This is a genomic window from Streptomyces sp. NPDC001108 (genome assembly GCF_053598535.1).
In genome coordinates, this window is the sequence record NZ_JBSFKL010000028.1 from 32,563 (window position 1) to 53,108 (window position 20,546).

The 20,546-nt window shown below is 72.0% G+C and carries 22 protein-coding genes; 6 read left to right on the forward strand and 16 right to left on the reverse strand.

Features of this window, described 5'->3' with window-relative positions; genetic code table 11:
* Positions 1–906 precede the first annotated feature (906 nt).
* From ACWC97_RS32835 to ACWC97_RS32910, 16 genes are all read right to left on the reverse strand, one after another.
* On the reverse strand, positions 907–1,464 hold the full coding sequence (locus ACWC97_RS32835) for a Uma2 family endonuclease (RefSeq protein ID WP_450653370.1): 558 nt from the start codon (positions 1,462–1,464) through the stop codon (positions 907–909).
* A 355-nt stretch (positions 1,465–1,819) separates the two neighbouring features.
* Positions 1,820–2,290: a Pycsar system effector family protein gene (locus ACWC97_RS32840; RefSeq protein ID WP_450653372.1), complete on the reverse strand. Its 471-nt coding sequence runs from the start codon at positions 2,288–2,290 to the stop codon at positions 1,820–1,822.
* A 16-nt stretch (positions 2,291–2,306) separates the two neighbouring features.
* Entirely contained in the window at positions 2,307–2,828 is a 522-nt protein-coding gene (locus tag ACWC97_RS32845; RefSeq protein ID WP_450653374.1) for a RapZ C-terminal domain-containing protein, read from the reverse strand.
* Between the two features lie 87 nt (positions 2,829–2,915).
* Positions 2,916–3,263, reverse strand: a complete 348-nt coding sequence (locus tag ACWC97_RS32850) for a DUF7739 domain-containing protein (RefSeq protein ID WP_450653376.1) — start codon at positions 3,261–3,263, stop codon at positions 2,916–2,918.
* On the reverse strand, positions 3,260–3,487 hold the full coding sequence (locus ACWC97_RS32855) for a hypothetical protein (protein WP_450653378.1): 228 nt from the start codon (positions 3,485–3,487) through the stop codon (positions 3,260–3,262). Before ACWC97_RS32855 ends, ACWC97_RS32850 begins: the two co-directional genes overlap by 4 nt.
* A gap of 16 nt (positions 3,488–3,503) precedes the next feature.
* Positions 3,504–3,698 (reverse strand): hypothetical protein, encoded by a 195-nt coding sequence (locus ACWC97_RS32860; RefSeq protein ID WP_450653380.1) that lies wholly within the window; start codon positions 3,696–3,698, stop codon positions 3,504–3,506.
* Positions 3,695–4,189 carry a hypothetical protein gene (locus ACWC97_RS32865; protein WP_450653382.1) on the reverse strand — a complete coding sequence of 165 codons (495 nt, stop codon included), beginning with the start codon at positions 4,187–4,189 and terminating at the stop codon, positions 3,695–3,697. The genes ACWC97_RS32860 and ACWC97_RS32865 overlap by 4 nt, the downstream gene beginning before the upstream one ends.
* 87 nt (positions 4,190–4,276) lie before the next feature.
* The gene (locus ACWC97_RS32870) at positions 4,277–6,670 is read right to left on the reverse strand and encodes a hypothetical protein (protein WP_450653384.1); all 2,394 of its coding nucleotides are present in this window, start codon (positions 6,668–6,670) and stop codon (positions 4,277–4,279) included.
* 76 nt (positions 6,671–6,746) lie between these two features.
* Positions 6,747–7,244 carry a conjugal transfer protein TraB gene (locus tag ACWC97_RS32875; protein ID WP_450653386.1) on the reverse strand — a complete coding sequence of 166 codons (498 nt, stop codon included), beginning with the start codon at positions 7,242–7,244 and terminating at the stop codon, positions 6,747–6,749.
* 4 nt (positions 7,245–7,248) lie between these two features.
* On the reverse strand, positions 7,249–9,090 hold the full coding sequence (locus ACWC97_RS32880) for a hypothetical protein (RefSeq protein ID WP_450653388.1): 1,842 nt from the start codon (positions 9,088–9,090) through the stop codon (positions 7,249–7,251).
* Positions 9,091–9,226: 136 nt separating this feature from the next.
* Positions 9,227–9,460, reverse strand: a complete 234-nt coding sequence (locus ACWC97_RS32885; RefSeq protein ID WP_450653389.1) for a hypothetical protein — start codon at positions 9,458–9,460, stop codon at positions 9,227–9,229.
* The gene (locus ACWC97_RS32890) at positions 9,460–10,002 is read right to left on the reverse strand and encodes a hypothetical protein (protein ID WP_450653391.1); all 543 of its coding nucleotides are present in this window, start codon (positions 10,000–10,002) and stop codon (positions 9,460–9,462) included. Before ACWC97_RS32890 ends, ACWC97_RS32885 begins: the two co-directional genes overlap by 1 nt.
* Positions 10,003–10,089: 87 nt before the next feature.
* Positions 10,090–12,030 (reverse strand): hypothetical protein, encoded by a 1,941-nt coding sequence (locus ACWC97_RS32895; RefSeq protein WP_450653393.1) that lies wholly within the window; start codon positions 12,028–12,030, stop codon positions 10,090–10,092.
* Positions 12,031–12,061: 31 nt separating this feature from the next.
* A complete protein-coding gene (locus ACWC97_RS32900; protein WP_450653394.1) occupies positions 12,062–12,478 on the reverse strand; it encodes a hypothetical protein in 417 nt (138 codons plus the stop codon).
* 11 nt (positions 12,479–12,489) lie between these two features.
* Positions 12,490–12,630 carry a hypothetical protein gene (locus ACWC97_RS32905; protein WP_450653396.1) on the reverse strand — a complete coding sequence of 47 codons (141 nt, stop codon included), beginning with the start codon at positions 12,628–12,630 and terminating at the stop codon, positions 12,490–12,492.
* Positions 12,627–13,046 (reverse strand): hypothetical protein, encoded by a 420-nt coding sequence (locus ACWC97_RS32910; protein ID WP_450653398.1) that lies wholly within the window; start codon positions 13,044–13,046, stop codon positions 12,627–12,629. The genes ACWC97_RS32905 and ACWC97_RS32910 overlap by 4 nt, the downstream gene beginning before the upstream one ends.
* Positions 13,047–13,590: 544 nt before the next feature.
* Here ACWC97_RS32910 and ACWC97_RS32915 point away from each other — a divergent pair.
* From ACWC97_RS32915 to ACWC97_RS32940, 6 genes are all read left to right on the forward strand, one after another.
* Positions 13,591–14,514, forward strand: a complete 924-nt coding sequence (locus ACWC97_RS32915; protein ID WP_450653400.1) for a sigma-70 family RNA polymerase sigma factor — start codon at positions 13,591–13,593, stop codon at positions 14,512–14,514.
* A gap of 1 nt (position 14,515) precedes the next feature.
* Positions 14,516–15,388 (forward strand): hypothetical protein, encoded by an 873-nt coding sequence (locus ACWC97_RS32920; RefSeq protein WP_450653402.1) that lies wholly within the window; start codon positions 14,516–14,518, stop codon positions 15,386–15,388.
* A gap of 778 nt (positions 15,389–16,166) precedes the next feature.
* The gene (locus ACWC97_RS32925) at positions 16,167–17,414 is read left to right on the forward strand and encodes a hypothetical protein (RefSeq protein WP_450653403.1); all 1,248 of its coding nucleotides are present in this window, start codon (positions 16,167–16,169) and stop codon (positions 17,412–17,414) included.
* Positions 17,415–17,480: 66 nt separating this feature from the next.
* Positions 17,481–18,887: a replicative DNA helicase gene (gene dnaB, locus ACWC97_RS32930; RefSeq protein ID WP_450653406.1), complete on the forward strand. Its 1,407-nt coding sequence runs from the start codon at positions 17,481–17,483 to the stop codon at positions 18,885–18,887.
* A 52-nt stretch (positions 18,888–18,939) separates the two neighbouring features.
* Positions 18,940–19,770, forward strand: coding sequence for a DnaB-like helicase C-terminal domain-containing protein (locus ACWC97_RS32935; RefSeq protein ID WP_450653408.1), 831 nt, complete (start codon positions 18,940–18,942; stop codon positions 19,768–19,770).
* A 98-nt stretch (positions 19,771–19,868) separates the two neighbouring features.
* On the forward strand, positions 19,869–20,186 hold the full coding sequence (locus ACWC97_RS32940; RefSeq protein ID WP_450653409.1) for a hypothetical protein: 318 nt from the start codon (positions 19,869–19,871) through the stop codon (positions 20,184–20,186).
* The last annotated feature ends 360 nt before the right edge of the window (positions 20,187–20,546 follow it).

Sequence of the window (20,546 nt, forward strand, 5' to 3'; positions counted from 1 at the left end):
GAGGTCCCTTTGTGCCTAGCTCTTTTCTGATCTTGAACCTGTGGACAGGTGATCGGGTCATCCACAGGGGGCTCGACAGTAGCTCGAGGTCGGCGGCTGTCATGCGCAGGGTGGATGCCAGCGGGATGCGCAGGGTTATGGCAGGGGGAGCGCAGAGTCCCCGGGCAGGAGGCGCTGGCGGATCGGAGAGCAGCCGAAAACTGGAGTGGCGTCCGCGATTCGCGGACGCCACTACTTACGGAACGTGATCACGTTCTTTGGCCTCACCTCGATGCGGCGGCCTTCTTCGCGGCCAGGGCTCGCTCGCGGTGCGGGGTTTTGGACTCCGCCCTCGACCCGTCGCTGTAGCGGAGGACGCACTGCTGGCCCGGCTGCGACGAGCACTGTGTGCATGAGATGTCGATCCATGCGGTTGCCGGGTCCGCACCCGGGGCCACCCGTCCTCGGATCTGCGGTGTCCGGTCCTGCCTGCCTTGCCGTGGCGGACGTTTGGGCCTCGTCCGCTTCGCCGACGGGTCGCACGACGCGTGAACCGGCTTGCCTCTCGTACCGCGGGCCGCGCTGTACACGGTCGGATACTCCGTCGTCGGGTCTCCGCACATGGCGCAGACCAGCGGACCGCGCCTGGGCTTCTGCTTCTGGGTGGCCTGCGGTTTGCGCGCGGGCACGGTCTCCGTGGTTCCGTCCGCCCGGGTCACCGTCACCGCTGAGGCCGGCGGCACGCTGTACGAACGGAGCTTCGGGGTAGCGGTGTGGGTCTGCCCCTTGCGTCCGCCCCGGCCGATGCGTCGAGTCACGGGAGCAGCGTAGGGCTATACGTCTCGGCAAGTCGCTGGAAACGCAAAGAGCCCCCGCTCGGGCCGGACGGTCCGGCGGCCCGGGCGGGGGCTCTGCTTGTGCGGGCGGCTACCTGCGGACGAGGGAGCCGGGGTCGAGCGTGATCGGAAAGGGGTCGTCGAGGTGCGCTACGACCCCGGGCAGAAGAGGAGCTTCCTCGAAGTAGCCGCCGTGACGCAGACGCCCGGCCAGCAGGCGCGGGGCGGGCTCCAGCTCAAGTCTCCAGTAGTGCGGGATGCCGGCGGCTGCGTACAGGGCGGGCTTCAGCTTCCGGTCGGTGACGCGGGTCGAGGGGGAGGCGATCTCGACGACCAGGAGAACGTCCTGGGCGTGGACGGCGGTCGTTTCGTTGGCGGCCGCCGTGTCGATGATGGCCAGGTCCGGGATGAGCAGGCCGTCGGGGACCATGACGTTGATCCCCTCGAACACTTCGACATCCGCGCTGGCGGCCTCGGCGGCCTGCTCCAGCAGGACGTGGAGCCGGTGGGAGGCGCGCTGGTGGGGCAGGCCAGGTGCGGGGCTCATCATCAGCTGGCCCCCGACGAGCTCGACGCGCTGCGTGGTGTCCTCGGGCAGCGCGAGGACGTCGTCCAGCGTCCAGGGCCCGATGTGGTGGGCGACACTCATGCTTCCTTTCACCTCCTTGTCCGAGCGCCTCCAGTGTGACCCGGCGCGGTATCCGGTGTCTCGTCTGGGGCCGCTCGGAGCGGTCAGGGGCGGTCGTGGTCGGTCAGCGGCGGAACGGGTTGCCGAGCTCGCCGGGGTAGGTGCTGACGGTGGTGTCCATGGTTTCCTCTCAGTGAGCCAGGGCCGGTCTGGCGGCCCCGGGCTCATGCTGTCGTGCGGGTGTGGCACCCGTTGGGGGCGTTGGGCCTAACAGCCCTGACCGCTGGCCTGCGGGCGGTCGGTGATGGGTCCGGGGCCGTGCTCGCAGGCCACGGCCGCAGCCGCCCGGCAGGCATGCAGGATGTCGCGCGGGCGGTCAGATCAGGGCGGTCAGGAGTGCGGCGGCCAGGGCCAGGAGCGCGGCGGCGGTGATGTCGCCCGCCAGGCGCAGGCCCTTGTATTTGCGGTGCGCGATGCGGGAGAGGTGTACGACGTGGTCCGCGCGGTCGGCGGGCGCGCGCAGATCGGCGACCAGCTCGTCGGCGGTGCACAGCGACCAGTAGAGGAATGAGCCGCTGCGGTGGCCTCCGAGGCGGGGCCGCACGACGAGGAGGACGACGAGCATCGCGGCGACCAGGCCGACGGCGCCGGCGCCGACCAGGGCGGCGGGCAGGGCCGGGAGCCGCTGGCCGGGCACGGCCGCGACCAGCGCGGCCAGCGGCAGGGAGAAGGCAGTGAGTAAAACGCCCGACTTGGCGTCGGTCCTGCTGATCTCGGCGAGGACCGTTTTGGTCGCCGCGTCGAGCCGCGCGTCGATATCGGTGTCGGGGGCGAGTTCGTTGGGCACGGTGTGTCCTTCCGTGTCAGCGGTCGACGACCGGGCGGTCGAGGTCGCGGTGGATCAGGTCGACGGTGAGGTGTCGCCGGGTGAACGCCTGGGCGGCGGGGGCGAGGCCGTACGAGCGGGCCTGGTCGATGTCGCCGGAGACGACGGCGGCCAGGGCCATGGCCGTGGTCGCGGCCCTGTGACGTCCGCCGGCGCACTGCGTGACGACGGTGAGGGGGGCCCGGGTGGGGCCGCAGAGGTAGCCCTCGATCTGCAGGGCGGTGGCGGAGACGACCTCGCGGATGCCCGGGGTGGCCATGACGGCGTCGCGCACCGCCTGGTCGTGCGCGGTAAGGCCGCGCAGGGCCGGGTCGACGTGCGGGTCGCGGAAGGCGGTGCGGAGGTCGAGGGCGATGCTGGCGCGCTGGAGGATGTCGGCGTGCGGGCCGTCCTGGCCGTCGTGCAGGCGGCCGATGGAGACGATCATGACGTCGGCCGGCGGCTGGCCGGTGACGCCGTCGCAGCCGACGGGCGCGGCAGGGTCGGTCTCGTAACTCATGGTTCTCCTACTCAAAGCGGGTTGACCCTGTTGGGTCCAACAGGGGTGATGCGGCGCCCGGCCGGGCGGCGGGGACGGCCTCGGCGTTCACGCCTGCCATCCGTCGTTCTCGGTGGTCCACGTCCAGGGCTGGCCGGTGCGGGCGGCGGTGGCGGCGGCGATTCCGAGGCGGGCCGCGAGGGCGGAGTGATGCTTCTTCAGGCCCCTGGTGGTGGAGGCTCGGCGCAGCAGGGCCGCGAAGGCTGCGGCCTGGGCGGCATCGATGTGCTGCTGGTCGGTGCCGGCGGTGGAGAGGATTTCGGTGAGCGGCGGGTGGTCGGCGGCGGGAAGGAGCCCGGGCAGGTACGTCGCGAGGTCGCGCAGGGCGGCGGCGTCGAAGACGTCGACGCCGAAGAAGTCGCTGCCGTGGCTGACGGTGACGGTCACGGTGGTCATCGAGGCTCCCCGGTCGTCGTGGTGGTCTCGGGGGTCGTGTACGCGGGCGCCGGCGGCCTGTCCGTGGTGTCGTCGGCGTGCGTGGTGCCGATCCAGTACGCGGCGAGCAGGGCGGCCGCGGTGAGCCCCCAGCTGCGGGCCCGTGCCCGCAGCTGGGGTGCGGTGGGCGGTTCGGCCGGGGTGAGGGTGACGGTCCAGTGGGTGGGCTCGGTCGGTAACGGCATCGTCGTGTCCTTCCGGTCAGCGGGCGGTCGGCGGTCGGTCAGCGGGGTGCTCGTCGCAGAGCCAGGTGCCGGCCTTCTCGCGCACCCAGCCCTGGCCGGGTGCGCGGGCGGCGAGCCTGGCGTGGGCGGTGCTGGGGAGGCCGTACACCGCGAGCCAGCTCGTGCAGGCCCGGCAGCGCAGGTAGGTGAAGACCGGGTACTCCTCGCTCATCGCGTGGTCCCCTTGTTGGTCGTGCGGGCGATCAGGCCGCGCGTCGTGCTGGAGACGGTGGTCGTCTCCTGCCGGACCGGGCCGGTGTAGTGCTGGTGGATCTCGGTGTGCGCCGCCGCCTTCGCGCGGCCGGCGGACTTCAGCAGGGAGCCGACGGCGAGGACCAGGGCGACGGGTCCGGCCGCGCCGACCGCGAGGGTGACCGGGTCGACCTGCCCGAGGGTGTAGAGGACAAGGCTGGTGGCGCCGCCGACGGAGAGGGCGGCGACGCTGCCGCTCAGCATCAGCGCGCTGGTGTCCGTGGCGCGCTGGCTCATCGGGGGGCGGCCGGGCTGGGCGACCGGCGGCGTCGGCCCGTAGGCGGGCAGCGGGGCGCCGTCGCGGTACGCGGTCGGTGCGTACGCGGCGTCGATGATCTGGCGGGCGCGTGCCTCGACGTCGGCGTCGCTGAGCGGGCGGCCGGCGGGGACGCGGTTCTCGGTGTGGTCCACTGTTCTGCTCCTTCGTAGGGATGGGGGAGTGATCGGGGCCCCGGAGTCGCGAGCTCCGGGGCCCCACCTGACGGCGCTGGTGGCCGGTCAGGTCTGGTCGGCCAGCGCCCAGATGCCGTGCCCGGTGCGGGCGGCGAGGCCCTGCTCCGCGAGTTTCGACAGGGCGTTGTCGACGGATCCGGCGGCCGGGCCCTCGGGGGTGCCGACACCGACGGCCTTGCGGATGTCCCGGGTGCGCTGGGGGCCGTCGGCGAGCGCGGCGAGCACCAGGTCCGCGAGGGCCGGGGCGGTGGCCGGTGCCGCCCCGGCGTCCGGTGCGGCAGTGCGGGTGGCGCGGCGGCTGGGCCGCTCCTCCTCGTAGTCCTCGCCGAAATCCCCTTCGTAGCCCTCGCCGGACTCTTCACCGTCGGCCGAGCGACGTCGGCGGTTGGGCTTGGGGGCGCCGTTCTTCATGAGGTCCTCGGCGTACGGGAGGACTTCCTCGTAGGTGGTGCGGAAGATCTTGGTTTCCTCGGGGGTGAGGCCGGGGATGGGCGCGGACTCCATGAGGGCGACCAGGCCGGGGTAGGTGCGGTTCTCCTTCACGGCGCGGAAGACGCGGGTGAGGCTGGGGTGGCCGCCCTGGATCAGCCAGGCGCATCCGGCGGTGACCGGGCCGACGGGGGCTTCCTCGCCGGACCAGGCGGCGTCGATCTCGCCGCGTCCCCCGGCGCCGAAGTAGCGGGGGATCGGGCTGATCTCGATGGCGCCGGTCGTCATGTCGGTGGCCATCCGGCGGGTCATGGACCCGTTGACGCGGCCGAGCCAGACGGTGCCCTGCTTCGCGCCCGCGCGGATCTTGTCGCTGTCGCCGAGGTCTTCCAGGTGGATGGACTGCCCGGCGAACCGGATGCCCAGGCCCAATTTCCTGCCGGTGAGCTGGGCGCGGCTGATCATGCCGGTGACCCAGGTCCGGAAGTCGGCGTGGACGCCGTCGGCGTCGGCGGCCAGGACGCGGTTGATCTCGTCGAGCGTGACGATCAGCAGCGCCCACGGGTCGCCGAGGGTGAAGGACCCCCACCCGTTGCTGGCGGAGACCTTCTCGCGGTAGTCGGCGACCGCGCAGACCGCGGCGAGGGTGGCGCCCATCGCGGCCCGGCCGGCCCCGAAGTGGAAGACGCGGCCGTCGGCCTCGGGGAGGCTCATGCCGTCCTGGGCGTCCGCGACGACGGAGACGACGCCGGAGAGCCGCTCGGCGGCCAGGAGCGTCAGCAGCGTGACGGACTTTCCGGAGCCGGGGGCGCCGACGAGGAGGTCGGTCAGCGCGCCGAGCTCCGGGTCGTAGAGCGGCATCCGGGCCAGGCGGCCGTCGTGCCGCAGCCCGATCGCGACCCGGCCGTCCGCCCCCATCGTCAGGTCGGCCTTGGTGGCTTCGCGGATGTGGACGAGGGGGTGCTCGCGGTAGATGGTGACGACGCCGTCGCCCAGGCCGTCGGTCTCCACCATCACCAGGTCGGGGTCCTCGACGCCCAGCGCACGGGCGAGCCGGGTACGCGACAGCTCGATCATCCGGTCGTCGGCGGCCTGGACCCGGACGGTGAGCCGGTCGGTGCTCAGCCGGTAGTCCAGGAGGTGCATCCCCGGGGCGCAGCCGCCGGGGCCGGCCACCCGGGTCTCCCACATCGCGCGGACGCCGTCCGGGTCCTCGGACGCCGGGCCGCCGTCCCCGTCGTCGCCGCCGGTCCTGCCGGGGGTGACGGTGAGGGCCAGGCGGCCGGGCCCGTATCCCTCCACGGGGGCCAGGGCGACCGCGGTGACCGGGACGTCGAAGACACCCGCGACGCTCCGGGCGTCGAGGCCGGGCGGGATGGTCTCCCCGGCCGGGGCCATCACCACGGCGGTGAACGCCGGGTGCAGCGGGTCGGGCTGGACGACGTCCTCCAGGGCGGTGTCGCCGGTCGAGCGGGCGGCCTCCCACATCCGGCGCAGGCCCTCCACGTACGTCTCCTCCCGCGGGACGTCCCCGGTGGCGGTCGTGCCGGCGGCGAGTGCCTCGCCCTGGAGGGCGATCTCCTCGGGCAGAGCCCGGACGGCGGGGCCGATGTCGCCGAGGGACCGGGCGACCGGGACGGCCAGCCCGGAGAGCACCGCCGTGACGGCCGGGGCCGCGTACTCCCACCAGGAGGAGCCGGGGGCGATCAGGGCGGCGGTGTAACAGCCGGACAGGCCCAGGAGCGGGAGGGACCGGTAGCAGGACAGCAGCAGGCCGTGGGACGCGGACCTGGAGCGGCGCCAGAGGTAGGCGAGGATGCCCGCCCCGGCGGCGACCGCGGCGGTGTGCAGGGGCAGGACGTCGGTGTGCGGGCCGACGGCGGCGAGGGCGCCGCCCGCCCCGTACAGGACGCGCTCGGCGATGGCGATGCGCCGGGCGGTACGCCGCGAGACCTCACGGCGCGGTGCCGGGGCGGCGGGGCCGGGCCCGGCGGTGTCGAGGATCGTCACGGGGTTCTCCAGAGGTATGGGGAGAGGGGCCCCGCCGTGGTGGCGGGGCCCCTCGCGGACGGGTGGTGTGGGGGTGTCAGGACTGGCGGTAGAAGCCGGGCTTGGCCTGCTGGACGCCGGAGGACCGCACCGCCGTGTAGACGCCGGTGTACTCGCGGCGGTGGGCGCGGGCGAGGTCGTCGGCCGCGTCGGCGAGGTCCTCGGCGCCCATGGCCAGTGCCCCGGACGCCGTGGCGACCTCGGCCAGGGCGTCGGCCGCCTCCAGGACCAGGTTCGTGAACCGGGGCTCGACCTCGGCCTGGGCGCACTGCTCGGAGATGACCAGGCAGTCCGTCGCGTCGACCCTCATCTGCCGGCGCAGCTGCCGGAGCCCCTCGGTCAGCCTCACCGCGCTCGCGGCGAGGAGCGTGAGGCGCCCGGCCAGGCGTCGGAAGGACGGCACGGACGGGGCCGTGGCCTCGCCGAGCGTGCCCGGCGAGGAGGACTCGGGGAGCTTGAGCCAGTCCGGCGTCTTCGACTGCCAGGGCGTGATGGGCGTGGGCTGGCGGGGGGCCAGATTCTCACTGTCGAACATTTCGTCAGTCCTCGTTGTGGATACGGGCGGACGGGGCGGCCAGTCCGGCGTCGGCGGCGGCTTCCTGCACAGGGCGGTAGGCGTCGGCCATCGCGTCGTGCGCGATCTCGACCGACTCGGCCGCCAACAAGGACTTCTCGCGCATCTCCTCGGCCTTGCGGGCCACCACGTCCATGCAGTCGGCGAGCCGGTGCGCGGCCGCCCGCGTCAACCGCCCGCGCACGTTGTGGCGGCCCTTGAGGTCGTCGAGGACCTTCTCCAGGGCCCGGCGGAGCTTGCGCGCCGCGTCGGCGAGGTCGGCGCACTCGTCGTACGTACGGAAGCACCGCTCCTTCGACTTGGTGAGGTGGTCCAGGACCTCGTCGAGCGTGACCTCGGTCCGGTGCTCGGCGTCCATGTCCTGGCCCAGCGTGAACATGCCCGGCAGCGGGGCACTCATCGGCGACTCCTTCGTGCTCGTGCTGGTGCGGGTGGTGCCGGGGCGGGCCCCGGCGGGCTGCTCCGGGGCGCGGGGCAGGCCCGGGACCCCGGTCGTGATGGCCGCCGGGGGCGGCGGCTTGCGCTCCTGGTCGCCGGGCCGGTCGGCCCGCTCGACCGTGATCACGGTCTCCCCGTGCTCGGCGGACGAGCGGAGGTCCTCGTCCGCGCCGCGCCGGCCGCCCGGCCCCGACGGGGGCGGGGTGCCCGGACCGGTCTTCTGCCGCCGCTTCTTTCCGGGCCGCTCGCGCCGCTTACGGCCCTCGCTGCCCGGGGTCGAAGGCTGGGGCTGGGGGCCCTTGGCCTTGGTCTTGGCCGCCTCGTCGCGGCGGCGGGCGGCCCTGCGGCACCGCACGCACCGGCACCCGTGCGTGTCATGGCCCTCGGGAGTGCCGTGGCGGATGCCCGGCTTCTTCTTCGGCCCCCGCCCGGGCGCCCCCTTGCCCTGGTCCTGCTCCGTCGGCCCGGTCCGGCCCTTGGGGCCAGGGCGCTTCCGGTCCTTGACGGGGTCCCCGCCGGGCAACTCCTTCTGCGGCTTCTTCGGGTTCTTGGGATCCGGCTTCGGGTCATCGGCCCCGCCAGGCCGCTTGCGGTCCCTGACCCGCCCCAGGGCGCTCTTGTCCGCGCCTCCTGACTGCCCGCCCTTGCCCCGGCGCGGGGACACGACCCCCTCCGACGCACCGCCAGGCCCCTTCGGGCGCTTCTCCAGGGGCCTGGGGGAGTCGTGCCGGCGCTCCGGCGACTTCCTCTCCGGCGGACGCGGGGCCTTCCCCGTACCGCCCGTCCCGCCGCCCTGCGGACCGGCGGGGCGCCCCTGCGGTGCGCCGCCGGGGCCCTTGCGGCCGTCCCGGACCGCTTTGCGGCCGAACTCGGCGCTGCTCGGCACCGGCGACTTCGCCGCCGCGGCCAGTGCGTCCTCCTCGGCGGCCCGGCGCTTGACCCTGGCCTGCCGCCAGGCCGCCTCCTCCGCCTGCTTCTCCATCCGGCGCTGACGCCAGTCCTGGACGAAGCCGACCGTCCCGCGCAGCGCCGCCAGCGCCACGGCGAGGATCGCCGAGAGGGACAACGCCCCCAGCGGCAGACCGGGCCCGTCATCGCCCGGCCCGTCGTCGAGGCCCTCCGACCGGAACGTCGCCGGAACCGCCCGAGTCGGGGCGGGAGCCGGAGGCATCGGCGCACGGACCGGGGCAAGCGCGGCCAGTGCCGCCGCCGCAGACTGCCGGGGCCGCTCCGCAACCGCGACGGCCCCGGCCCCCGGGGGCGGAGGCGGGGCCGTCGTCGGCGCGGGCGGCGCGGCGGGCAGAGGCGGCAGCCCGGGCGGGGCCGCACCGGCCCGGGGCCGGAAGGTGACCACGTTTTCGTCGTCCATGAACCCTCCAAGGGGGTTGACAGATAGTGACGGGGTGAGGGATCCTCGCGCGCCCGCGCGGCCGTGCGCCCGTGCGCCCGCCTTGGAACCCCCGCCCCGTACACCGGGGCGGTGATGAAGATGAAGATCCCGCCCGCTACTGTCTGTAGCGGTCGCAGTAGTTCGAGAGGAACAGCGCGAGCTCGTCCCACGCGGCCGGATTACCGGCGCGCTCCTGCTCAATCGCGACCATCCGGGCCCGGTCCCACCACGCCGCCGCGACCCCCTTCGGGCCACGCGCGGCCTGCTCGCGCTGCCGGGCCTCAGCGTGGATGCGCTGGTTCACCGCGCGCCGCTCGGCACCGGTCAGCGGCCTGGGCTGCGTGCTCATCAGGCCCCCCGCTGCCACAGGTCGGAAACACCACGCGCCGGCGCCGCCTTCTTCGGCTCGGCGGCCGACCCGGTCTCCGACGGCGCCGCCTCACCAGCCTCGGCCTGCGTGAACGCCGACGCCGACTTGTTCAGCGACTTCGCCGCGATCTCCCCGACCACCTGCCGGGGCCCCTTGCGCAGCTCCTTCGCCGCCCGCTTCGCCTCCCGCTGCGCGGGGAGCGCCGTGACATGGGCGACGTGCGCGGCGTAGGCGTTCCGCAGGTCCTCCGCGGCCCGCTCCTGCTTCCGGGCCGCCCTGACCATGCGCTTGAGGTGCTTCTCGACCCGGCGGGACCGGCGGGCCGCGTCCCACCGCCCGTCGCCGTCGATGCCCTGGGACCGCAGACCGGCCTGCATCGCCGCGAGCGCGGACGCGTAAGAGACGGCGTCGGCGGCGTGCTCCTGCTGCCTCGACGCCGTCCAGGTCGTCATCGCCGACAGATTCAGCAGCCGCTCGTAATGGGGAGGGTCAGTGTTCGTGTGCTCAGGCGCGGCACTCATCGAGGTCTCCTCACGGATTCGGTGGGGTGTACGGGATCAAGGGAAGAGGGCGGGCGGGCCCAGTGGGCCCGCCCGTTGTGCCGACGTTCAGCTCGTCGGCGTGAGGTGCTTGGCCCGGTCGGCCGGGCTCAGGAGCCCGGCCTCGTCGAGCAGCCGTACGGCCCGGTCGCGGTTGCAGCCGAGCGCCGTACGGGCGGCGTTGACGGTGACGAACGCCTCGGCCGTACGGGGCAGGCCCCGCAGGGCGGTGATGCACTCGGCGTCCGTACGGGCCGGGGCCGAGCTGCCCGTACGGGCCTTCGCCGTACGGGCCGTACGGGGTGCAGGCGTACGGGCCGTACGGTCGCCCGCCGTACGGTCTGCCGTACGGGCCGTACGGGCCTGCCCCGTACGGTCTGCCGTACGGGGCGTACGGTCACCCGCCGTACGGGCCTCCGTACGGGCCTCCGTACGGGCGGAGTCGGTCGGGGCCGTACGGTTCACGCTCTGCCCGTCCGTACGGGCGGAGTCGGCCGGGGCGGTGGTGTCGCTGTCCGGACCGCCGGTCGCGGGGGACTCCTCGGCGGCCGACTCAGGCTTCTCCTCGTCGTCCTCCAGGAGACGGTGGATCCGCCAGACGATGGCGACGACGACGATCACCGCGATGGAGATGAGCCAGACCGCCGGGTGCTCCGTCCCGTCCGCCCCCTCCTCGATCCCGACTCCGGTCATGTCCGCCGCGTGGTACGTCAGGTTCGTGGCGGCCATGAGTCCGAGGGCGAACAGGACGTCCTTCTTCTTCCGGAACGCGGTGACGGCGTAGATGTCGAGGCCGACCGGCAGGGCCCAGCCCGCGTCGCCGACCGGGGTCTTGCCCAGACCGACCATGGAGGCGAAGGCCCACTCGCCGGACGCGGTCAGGATGATCACCGCGCCCAGACCGGCCCAGAGGCTGACCTGCTTGACGACCTGACCCGTGGACCGCTCCCTCTCGAAGCTCCTCGCCCGTTTCTCGGCGAGGTCGCGGGCTGCCCGGGCGGCGTCCCTCTCCCGCTGGGCCTCCCGCAGCGCGACCGCGGCCTCCTCGCGGATCTCCACGGCGGCGGCCCTGGCCGCCTCCTTGGCGTCGGACTCGGCCCGTCGGCGCACCTGCTCCGCCTCGGCGGCCAGCCTCGTCCGCTGGTCCTCACGGGCCCGTTCGTGCTTCTCGCCGAGCTCACGGAACTCCTTCTCGACGAGTGCCTGCGCCCGGTTGTTCTCCTGGCGCTGGCGGGCGAGCTCGGTCTCCATCTCCATGCGGCGGGCGGCGAGCTCCTCCTCCAGGCCGAGCGCGGCCGACCGGCGGGCCAGCTCCAACTCGGTGTCAAGGCCGGCCCGCCGGGCCGCGAGCTCGGCCGCCCTGTTCTGGGCTTCGCCCATGATCTGCGCGGCGTCCTCCAGGGCCTTGCGGTAGGCGGCCTCGGCGGACGCGCGGCGCATGTCCACCAGGGCAGTCGCCCGTTCCTCGGCTGCGGCGAGAACCGTGTTCACCTGGTCCTCGGCATCGGCGAGGACCTGCCCGGCGTGCTCCTCGGCCGCCGCCATCGCGGCTGCCAGCGCCTCCTTCGAGCGGCGGGCGTCCTCGGCCTGCGAGCGGTCGAGGTGTGCTCGCGCCTCGGCGTCGGCGGCCAGGCGGATCGCTTCGGCGTCCCTGGTCGCCTGCCGGAGCGTGTCTCCGGCCGCGTCGGCGGACTCGGTCAGGACCTGCCGGGCGGCGGCGGCCGCCGCCCGGCGGATCGTCTCGGCCCGTGCCTCGGCGTCCTGGCGGATCTCGGCGGCCTCGGCCCACGCGGCAAGGCGGGCGGTGTCGAGGAGCTCGGTGGCCAGGGCCAGGTTGTCGGCGGCCCGGTCCCGGGCTCCCGCGAGGACCGGGTCCGCTTCCTCCCGTCCCCCGGCGACCGGGGACACGGCCTCCGCCGGGCCCCCTGCGGGGCCCGAGCGGCGGGGCGCGGGGGGCTTGCGCGCGGTAGTCGTCTTGCGGGTGGGCTTCCGTGTCGTACGGGCCGCCACGACGCCCTCCTTCCTTCTCTGGGTAGGCCCGTCAGATCCGGGCGAGACGGTCCGTCACCCGTGCGACCAGGCCGGTGAGCCGGTCCGTGACGCGGGTGATCAGGGTGGTGATGGTGTGGTCACCGGCACGGTCGCGCTCGACCAGCGCGTCGGTGAGCCTGCCGTCCGCCTCCCGCAGGTGGGCCTCCAGCCGCCACCACAGCTCGCCGTGCCGGGCCCCGGCCAGCGCGGCCAGGACGTACACCGGGGCGATGTAGATGGCGAGGGCGAGAACCCGCGCCCGGCGGGCGGCGGTGCGCAGATGGTGCCAACGGGCGGCCCGGGCACCGGCGACGAGGTCGAGGTAGACCTCGATCCGGTCCGCCGGCCACGCCCCGATCGGGCCGTGGCCCATGCGGAACGCGCGGGCCGCCCGCATCCGGCGGCCGTACAGGGTGTGCGTGCTCATCAGAGGAACAGTCACTTGGGTCCCCCCAGGTCGAGCACCGTTTGAGCGTGCTGCTGGAGGGACTGCGCGTACTTCTGGCTTTCCTCCGCGGCCTTGGCGGCCGCGGCGGCCGCCTCCGCGGCGGCCGCCTGCTGCTCGTCGGGGGTGCTCATGCGGCGTACCCCCTCGCGGCCTCAACGCCGGCGTACACGTCGAAGTCGACGTCGGCCGCGGCGACCAGGGCCTCCAACTGGCCGACGGTGACCTCGGCACTGTCGACGACGATGCGCAGGCCCACGTTGCCCTGGCACATCGTCCCGGCGATCCGGAAGCCGGTCTCGGTCCGGGTGATACCGCTGTTCTCCAGCTCCTGGACCAGGGCGGGCACCAGGTGCGCGGCCTCCCTGCGGACGACCAGGTCGGCCAAAATCTCGCCGGGCCGGACGGTCACCGCGACCTCGACGCCGAGGCGGGCCAGGTCCTGGACCTCGCCGAACACGGTCCACGCCTCGGCGACGACGTCCTCGACGCCGTCGGACACGGCCTGGGCCCGGACCGGAGCGGCGGTGGTGAATGGGATGATGGTCATGCGGATCGGTTCCTTTGCTGGTAGATCCGTGGACCCCCGACACATCAGGCGCTGCAATCGCCGTGTCGGGGGTCGCGCCGTGCATGAGTGCAGGCGCGGCGAGCGGATGGGGAGTTGCACAACCTGACGGCCGCTGGCCAACGCCAGCCCCGGCCCCACCCCAGGGGCCCTGCTCAGATCCGCTCTCGGGCTGCCGTGCGGCCAGCCCCCTGCTCAAGACCCCGCCGGCGAGTGCCAGCAGGTGGGTTGTCTCGTCGTGATGACGGCAGGGGGGCCGCGGCCCGAAATTCAACTCTCTGTTGAGTTCTTCTCGCCGGTACACCGGGCTCGGCACAGCTCCGAGGCGGTCCGGTATCGCCGCTCTAGACGTCGTACGGGCGCCAGAAACAGCGCCTGAAGTGCATGTATAGCCAACGCGACGATCGAATTTAGCGGGCTAAACCGACCGTGCATCGAAACCATAGGGCGCCGCTCCGCCGGGCGTCAACCACCTTGAACAGTTGCGGTTTAGTGGGGTAAACATGAGCTACGAAGGGAGGCACGGATGGAAAAGGAATGGCTCAACGCTGCTCCGCTGACCGAGCCACAGGAGCGACTCAACGCGGCGTTCGACATCGCATTGGCCCAGCTCAAGGAGTTGAGAAACCCTCTCCAGCGGGCCAAAGCCGCCCACGAGTTGATTGCCCAGATGCAGGACTACGGCAACGAGGCTCAGGCGGTACGCAACGAGGCAATGAACGAGACCCTGCGGGTCGGGGACCTGAGCAGCACCCAGCTGGCCAAAGAGCTCGGCATCAGCAAGGGGCGGGTGAGTCAGCTCGCGAAGGGCGCCCCACCGGAGCGCCTGTTCCTCGGTTCGGGCAAGGTCGTCGTGGCGCTCGCCGAGAAGCTGGAACACGGCAAGCTGCACGACGGTCGCGACAAACGAGTACAGGGCCCCGTGATCGCCACGGAAGACTTCCAGACCTACGAGCACCTGCGGGAGCTTGCCGAGGATGTCGGCCTGGAGGTCACGTTCGAGCGAATCCCGCTCGGGGGCAACGTGCGCCTCAACCGGAACAACCTGGTGGTCATCTGTGGCCCCAGGCTGTCACCCTTGATCGAACAGATTCTCGAAAGTGACCCGCACTTGCGGTTCGACAAGGACGAGGACGGCTGGTTCCTGACCGACCGGAAATCCGGCGAGGTCTACCGATCGCCGATGGATCACGGCGGCAACAGCGACGTCGCGTACTTCGGCCGGCTCCCACGCCCCGACGGGCAGGGCACTTTCCTCTACATCGCGGGCATCCATGCCCGCGGCTCCGGCGGCGTCGTCCACTGGCTCAACCACGAGCTGGCGGCCGTGCACCGCGAGCTGAAGGCTCGAAGGTTCTCGACGCTCATCTCCAGCGCTTTCGATCCCGACACACTGGAGATCGTCTCCAGCAAGCGCATCACGCCGTTCTACCGCCCAGAAGGGGCCTGACGTGCAGGTATCCATGGCATCGGCCCAAGGTGTGGGCGCCGCGAACGAGGACGCGGCCTACGTGAGCCCTGCCGGGGTGGTCGTACTGGATGGCCTGTCCGCCCCGAAGGATCTGCCCATGGGATGCGTTCACGGCACCCCGTGGTTTGTACGCCAGCTCGGCACCACCCTGATCAACTTGATCGGCGACAACGCGGTTCCCCTCCGGGAAGCCCTTCGTGTCGCAATCACCAAGGTCAACGACCTGCACCGCGACTCCTGCGACCTGGACCAAGAAGCAGTACCGGCCTCGACGGTGGTGATGATCCGCGAGCGCGGCAAGGCTCTCGACTACCTGGTGCTCTCCGACAACGTCCTGGTGCTCGACCTCGGGACCGACGGCATCCGAACAATCGTCGACAAGCGGGTCGAAGAGGTAGCGGCCGACGAGATGCAGGCCGCCTTGCGAGGGCCGACCGGAACTCCCGAGCACGCCAACCTCGTGTCCAAGCTCGTCGCGACCCAGCGACATCTCCGGAACAAGCCGGACGGTTACTGGGTCGCGGCCACCGACCCGGCAGCTGCCGACGAAGCGATCTCTGGCTCCGTGGAGCTTGCCAGGGTGCAGCAGGCCGCGCTGCTGACCGACGGTGCCAGCCGTCTGGTCGACTCTTTCGGCACCATCACCTGGTACGACCTGCTCACTCTCCTGCGTACCAAGGGCCCGGACGCGCTGATCGCCCGTACCCGTGAAACAGAACTCGCCGACCCGGCAGGAAGGCGCTGGCCGCGGTTCAAGCGCTCGGACGATGCCACCGCGGCGTACGTCAAGATCGGACAGCCCGCATCTCTCACCTCCCCCGCCAACGGCGACACTCCGCGACCGGCCTGCTAACCCACGCCAATCATCTGGAAGGGGGCAAGATGGCCCGCGAAACGCGAACAGGCCCCCGTGTGGGGGCCTGCCGGTCGCGCTCGCCGGTTGTGGTGGTCGGCGGCGTAACCAAGCACCTGACAAGGAGGTGCCTGCATGCGCTGCAGGCTACGCGTACCCACTGACGGTGGGCCAGCGGGACACGGTGACACGCCGTCGGCGACCTGTGCTTCCCGTGTGGCGGGACGCCTCCGCAAGTTCTTTCCCGGAGCACGGGATCTCGGAGTACTCGCGCCAGAAACCAGGTACAAGAGCACAGCAGCGTCGTGCACGATCACCGGGCGCGCCGCCACCTACCAGCTCGGCGCCGGTTTCGGAAACCGGCGGAAGGGCTTCACCATGGTCGCCATGACTGCTCGCGCCCCGTAATGCCAAGGGCCGCCCCTGCGCCAACAGGAGCGGCCCTCAACTCAACAACTTGACTCAGTCCCCGGCACACCAGCCACAGCTTCTGAGTCGTACGTCGGCGGTAACGCCGGGCTCCCGACCCCTCGGGGCCCGGTCACCGTTGTCCAGAGTAACCGGCTGCACAACCTTTACGCAGCACCGCCCACGGGCCCGTTCGGCTACCTGGTCAAGATCATCCGGCGTGCGGCTCTCATCCAGATTGAGAGCGTCTACCCCTAATGCACCGCCCCTCTTCGATTGCTTCCGCGGAGCCCGCGACGGTAACTGTCTCGGCCGCGTACAACGCCCGCGTGAATATGAACACCAGCGTGACCGCCGTGGCGGTGCCCCGATGAGTAACCAGCTCACCGACCCGAACGCGGCCGACGAAACCCTTGAGGTCACCCTCGGCCGACGTGCTCCTTTCAGTCAGCTCGGCGACTGGGTGCTGTTCTCAGGCGTGGACTCCGACGCTCGGACCCTGTACTGGGGTCTGTCCGCGCACATCAACACGAGCGAGCGCAGCGACAACGAGGTCTGGCCGGGGCTGGCAGCCCTGGCACGGATCCTCCAGTTGAAGAAGCCGGAGAACGTATCGAAGTTCATGCTTCAGCTGGAGGTCATCGGCGCGATCGAGGTCGTACGCACGATGGTCGGGCTGGTCAGGCGGAACCGGTATGTCGTCCATCAGACGCCGCCGGCCTCTCACACGGGCGCACGGTCGACGAGCGAGTGGTACGCGCTGAACCGTGGCCCGAAGGACGAGACGTCGGAGGCCCGTAAGGAGCGCGAAGCCGAGTTCGACCGGTGGCTGACGGCAGTCCGCGCCGGGCTCAAGGCTCACTGCGAGAAGGTCGCCAAGGCCCGCGTGGCAGCGAAGAAGGCGAAGGCTGCGGTGCCGCCCGTCGAGTTGTTCGTCGCACCGTCCCTCGCCGACTTCCGTACCCCCTGGCCAGGGGGTACGGCACGACCTGCAGTGATGCAAGAAACCGCAGGTCAGCCCGTACCCCCTGGCCAGGGGGTACGTACCCCCTGGCCAGGGGGTCCCGTACCCCCTGGCCAGGGGGTTGAACGAGACCAATCTCAACTAGACCAATCTCTCTCTCCCGTCCCGCGCGTCTCAGGCCCCTCGGCCGACCGGCTGGACACCACACGGGAGAGAGAGATCAGCGCTGCGCGGAAGACGATCGCGGCGCCGGTTGCCGAGTCGGCTCCGGTGCCGGAGCCGCGCCGGGACGACAGCGAGCTGGAGCCGAAGGTCGGCAAGGTCGTCGAGGCGTACGTTCTGGCGCTCAACGGCGTGTACCCGATGCAGGCGGTCGTCCAGCGGCTCCGCAAGGACGCCGCCGAGCTGCTGGCGCTGAACTGGCCGGTCGAGCACATCGCCAGGCTCGCGGGGCAGATGCCCGGCCTGGGCTACTCCAGCCTGGCCCGGCACGCTGAGCACAACCCGCCTCCCGCCCCGAAGGCCGTGGTGGGAGGAACTGTGCCCTGGTGCGGCAACTGCGACTCGGCGACCTACCGGTGGATCACGCCGCGCGAGGGCAGCCCGCGCAAGTGCCCCGAGTGCAACCCGTCCGTCGTACTCGCGACGGCCTGACCCCGCTCCAACGCAGATGGGCCGCCCCCTGGCCGGGGGGCGACCCGTTGCGATCACCCACATCCGATGCCACGAACTCAGGAGATCTCAGTGACCACGGTAGTCAACGCCCGCAGCGGCCACCACGACGACGAGGACACCGGCTTCCGTTCCGTCCCGCCGCAGGACCTCGACGCCGAGCAGTCGGTCCTGGGCGGCCAGCTGCTCAGCCGGGACGCCATCGCCGACTTCCTCGGCTCGCCCATGAAGCCCGCGGACTACTACCGACCCGCCCACGAGACGATCCAGCACGCGATCACCAAGATCTACGGCGACGGCGAACCGGTCGACCCGATCACCGTCGCTGCCGAGCTGACGAAGTCCGGCGACATCACCCGAGTCGGCGGGGCGTCCTACCTCCACGCGTTGGTCCAGGCCGTGCCGACCGTGGCGAACGTGGAGTACTACGCCGAGATCGTCCACGACCTGGCCGTCCGCCGCCGTCTCATCGAGGCCGGCACCCGCATCCAGGCCATGGCCTGGTCCGGCGAGGGAGAGGTCTCCCAGGTTTCCGACGCCGCCCAGGCCGAGATCCACGCGGCCACCGAGGTCGCCACCGCCACCGACCCCCGGCGCCCGGGTGAAGGCAGCCTCGCCTCCACCATCGACGAGCTGCAGGCGATCCAGAACCGCAACGGCAAGCTCACCGGCGTGAGCACCGGCTTCAAGGACCTCGACTTCCTGACCAAGGGCCTCCAGCCCGGCCAGCTCGTCGTCGTCGCTGCCCGCCCGGCCATGGGCAAGTCCACCCTCGCGCTCGACTTCGCCCGGGCCTGCTCGATCCGCGACGGACTGCCCAGCGTGTTCTTCTCCCTGGAGATGGGCCTCTCCGAGATCAACATGCGGATGCTGTCCGCCGAGGCCCGCGTCGCCCTGCACCACATGCGCGGGGGCAACCTCAGCGAGGACGACTGGAAGGCCATCAGCCGCAAGACCCCCGCCATCGAGGCGGCCCCGCTGTTCCTCGACGACTCCGCCGACCTGACCATGCTCCAGATCCGTTCGAAGTGCCGGCGCCTCCAGCAGAAGCACGGCCTGAGCATGATCGTCGTGGACTACCTGCAGCTCATGGAGTCCGGGAAGCGTGCCGAGAACCGCGTCGTCGAAGTCGGCCAGATCTCCCGGGGCCTCAAGAAGCTCGCCAAGGAGCTCGGCGTCCCGGTCGTTGCCCTGTCCCAGCTCAACCGCGGCTCCGAGCAGCGCACGGACAAGCGGCCCCAGGTCTCTGATCTGCGTGAGTCCGGCTCCATCGAGCAGGACGCCGACATGGTGATCCTGCTGCACCGCGAGGACGCCTACGACAAGGAGTCCCCGCGCTCGGGCGAGGCGGACCTGATCGTGGCCAAGCACCGCAACGGGCCCACGGCGACGATCACCGTGGCGTTCCAGGGCCACTACAGCCGCTTCGTCGACATGGAATCCGAGAACCTCTGATCCACCAGAGAACACACGCTCCCGCACCTCCCGGCCACAGGAAGGACCATCCGTGTCCCACGCCCCGTTGTTCACCGGCCTGTCCGATTTCGATGCCTTAGCAGGCCCACTTCCCGCAGGGAAGGTGACGGTCGTGGCCGGTCGGCCGTCCGTCGGCGCCAGCGCCTTCGTGCTCACGGCCGCCCGCCACAACCTCGCCGAGGGCCACGCGGTGGCCTTTCTCAACCTGCAGGTCGGACACGACGCCCTGCTGCGCAACTTCCTGGCGGCCGAGTCCTCGACCAACGTCGACCGGTGGGACACCCTCAACGAGGGGCGCCTGGTCAGACTGAAGCGGGCGAGCACGGTCCTCAAGGACACTCGGCTGTGGACCTGGACACCTTCGGCCCTGACACGGACCGAGCAGATCGCCGAGGAACTCGCCCCCGTCAAGGACCTGGACCTGCTCATCGTCGACGACTACGGCATGGCCACTACCCACGAGCCGTCGGCCGGCGCCACCCTCCGGGCCCTCCAGAACCTCGCGGCCGCGCGCGGAATGACCGTACTGGTCACCGCTCACCTCAACCGGGCCGACTACGGCCAGGACCACGTGGTTCCGACCCTGGCGGACCTGGGCCACCGCGACACGGCCGTCGGCGCGGCGGACGCCGCGATCGTGCTGCACCGGCCGGACGTCCAGGGCAGCGTTCCAGAACGCCGGGGTGAGGTCGACGTGATCGCCGCCAGAGGCTGGGCGCGGGCCGGCACCGCCACGGTCCGGTTCGAGCCCGAGTACCACCGCCTCGTCGACCAACCCAACACGGTGCCCACCAGGACGTCGCTGCCGCGCCCTGCCGGGAGCCCCGGGGGCCACGCCCCCGTCAGCGGACCGCTGACGTAGCTGCTGGACCCCTTTCCGAGGCCCCGCCGGCCGATCCGGCGGGGCCTCTTCGCGTGCCGCGCCGCCGCCAGGCGGTGCCCGACCGAAACGAGGACGACGTGATCGCGATCCACGGAGCCATGCTCGCCACCGAGACCGACTTCCACGGGCCCGCGGCCTACCTCGCGCTGTGCGCGGTGGCCGGGCTGCAGCCGACCGCCGAGGGCTACGCCTTCCTCCTGGCCCTCGACGACGACGGCGAGCCGTACACGGCGGTGCTGTGGGACGTGGAGTACGCACGCCTGCTGCTGTCGGCGATGGAGGCCGGGGAGGCCCGGGACATCACGGTGCCGGCGGAGAAGGTGATCGGGCACATCCGGGAGTGGCCGTGGATGTGGGTCGGGTTCGACGCGCCTTGCGGCGCGTTGCGCCGCTGAACGAAGGCCATCGGCACCAGCCTCGTTTCCCTAACAGGCCCTCGCGCGGCTCTCCTGGCGAGTCCCGCCTTCCGGTAGCAGCGAAGCGACAGGCAGGGCCATTCGAAGGCGCGAGGGCCTGTTAGGGGTCAGAGGAGAGGGGCGCGGGGCCCGTCACCCGTTCAGGTGAGGGCCGTGCCGGACTGACCGCATCGCCGTGGCCGGCGTACTGACGGGCCCCGCGCCGTGGGTGGCTGGCCTGGGTACGTACGTGCAGGTCAACCCGTAGAGCGGACGGGCTTCGCCCGGCGACCGGAAGGGCAGGGTGGAGTGTCCGTAGATCACCGCCTGACGGCTGTTCGTGGGCTCGGGGTGGAACAG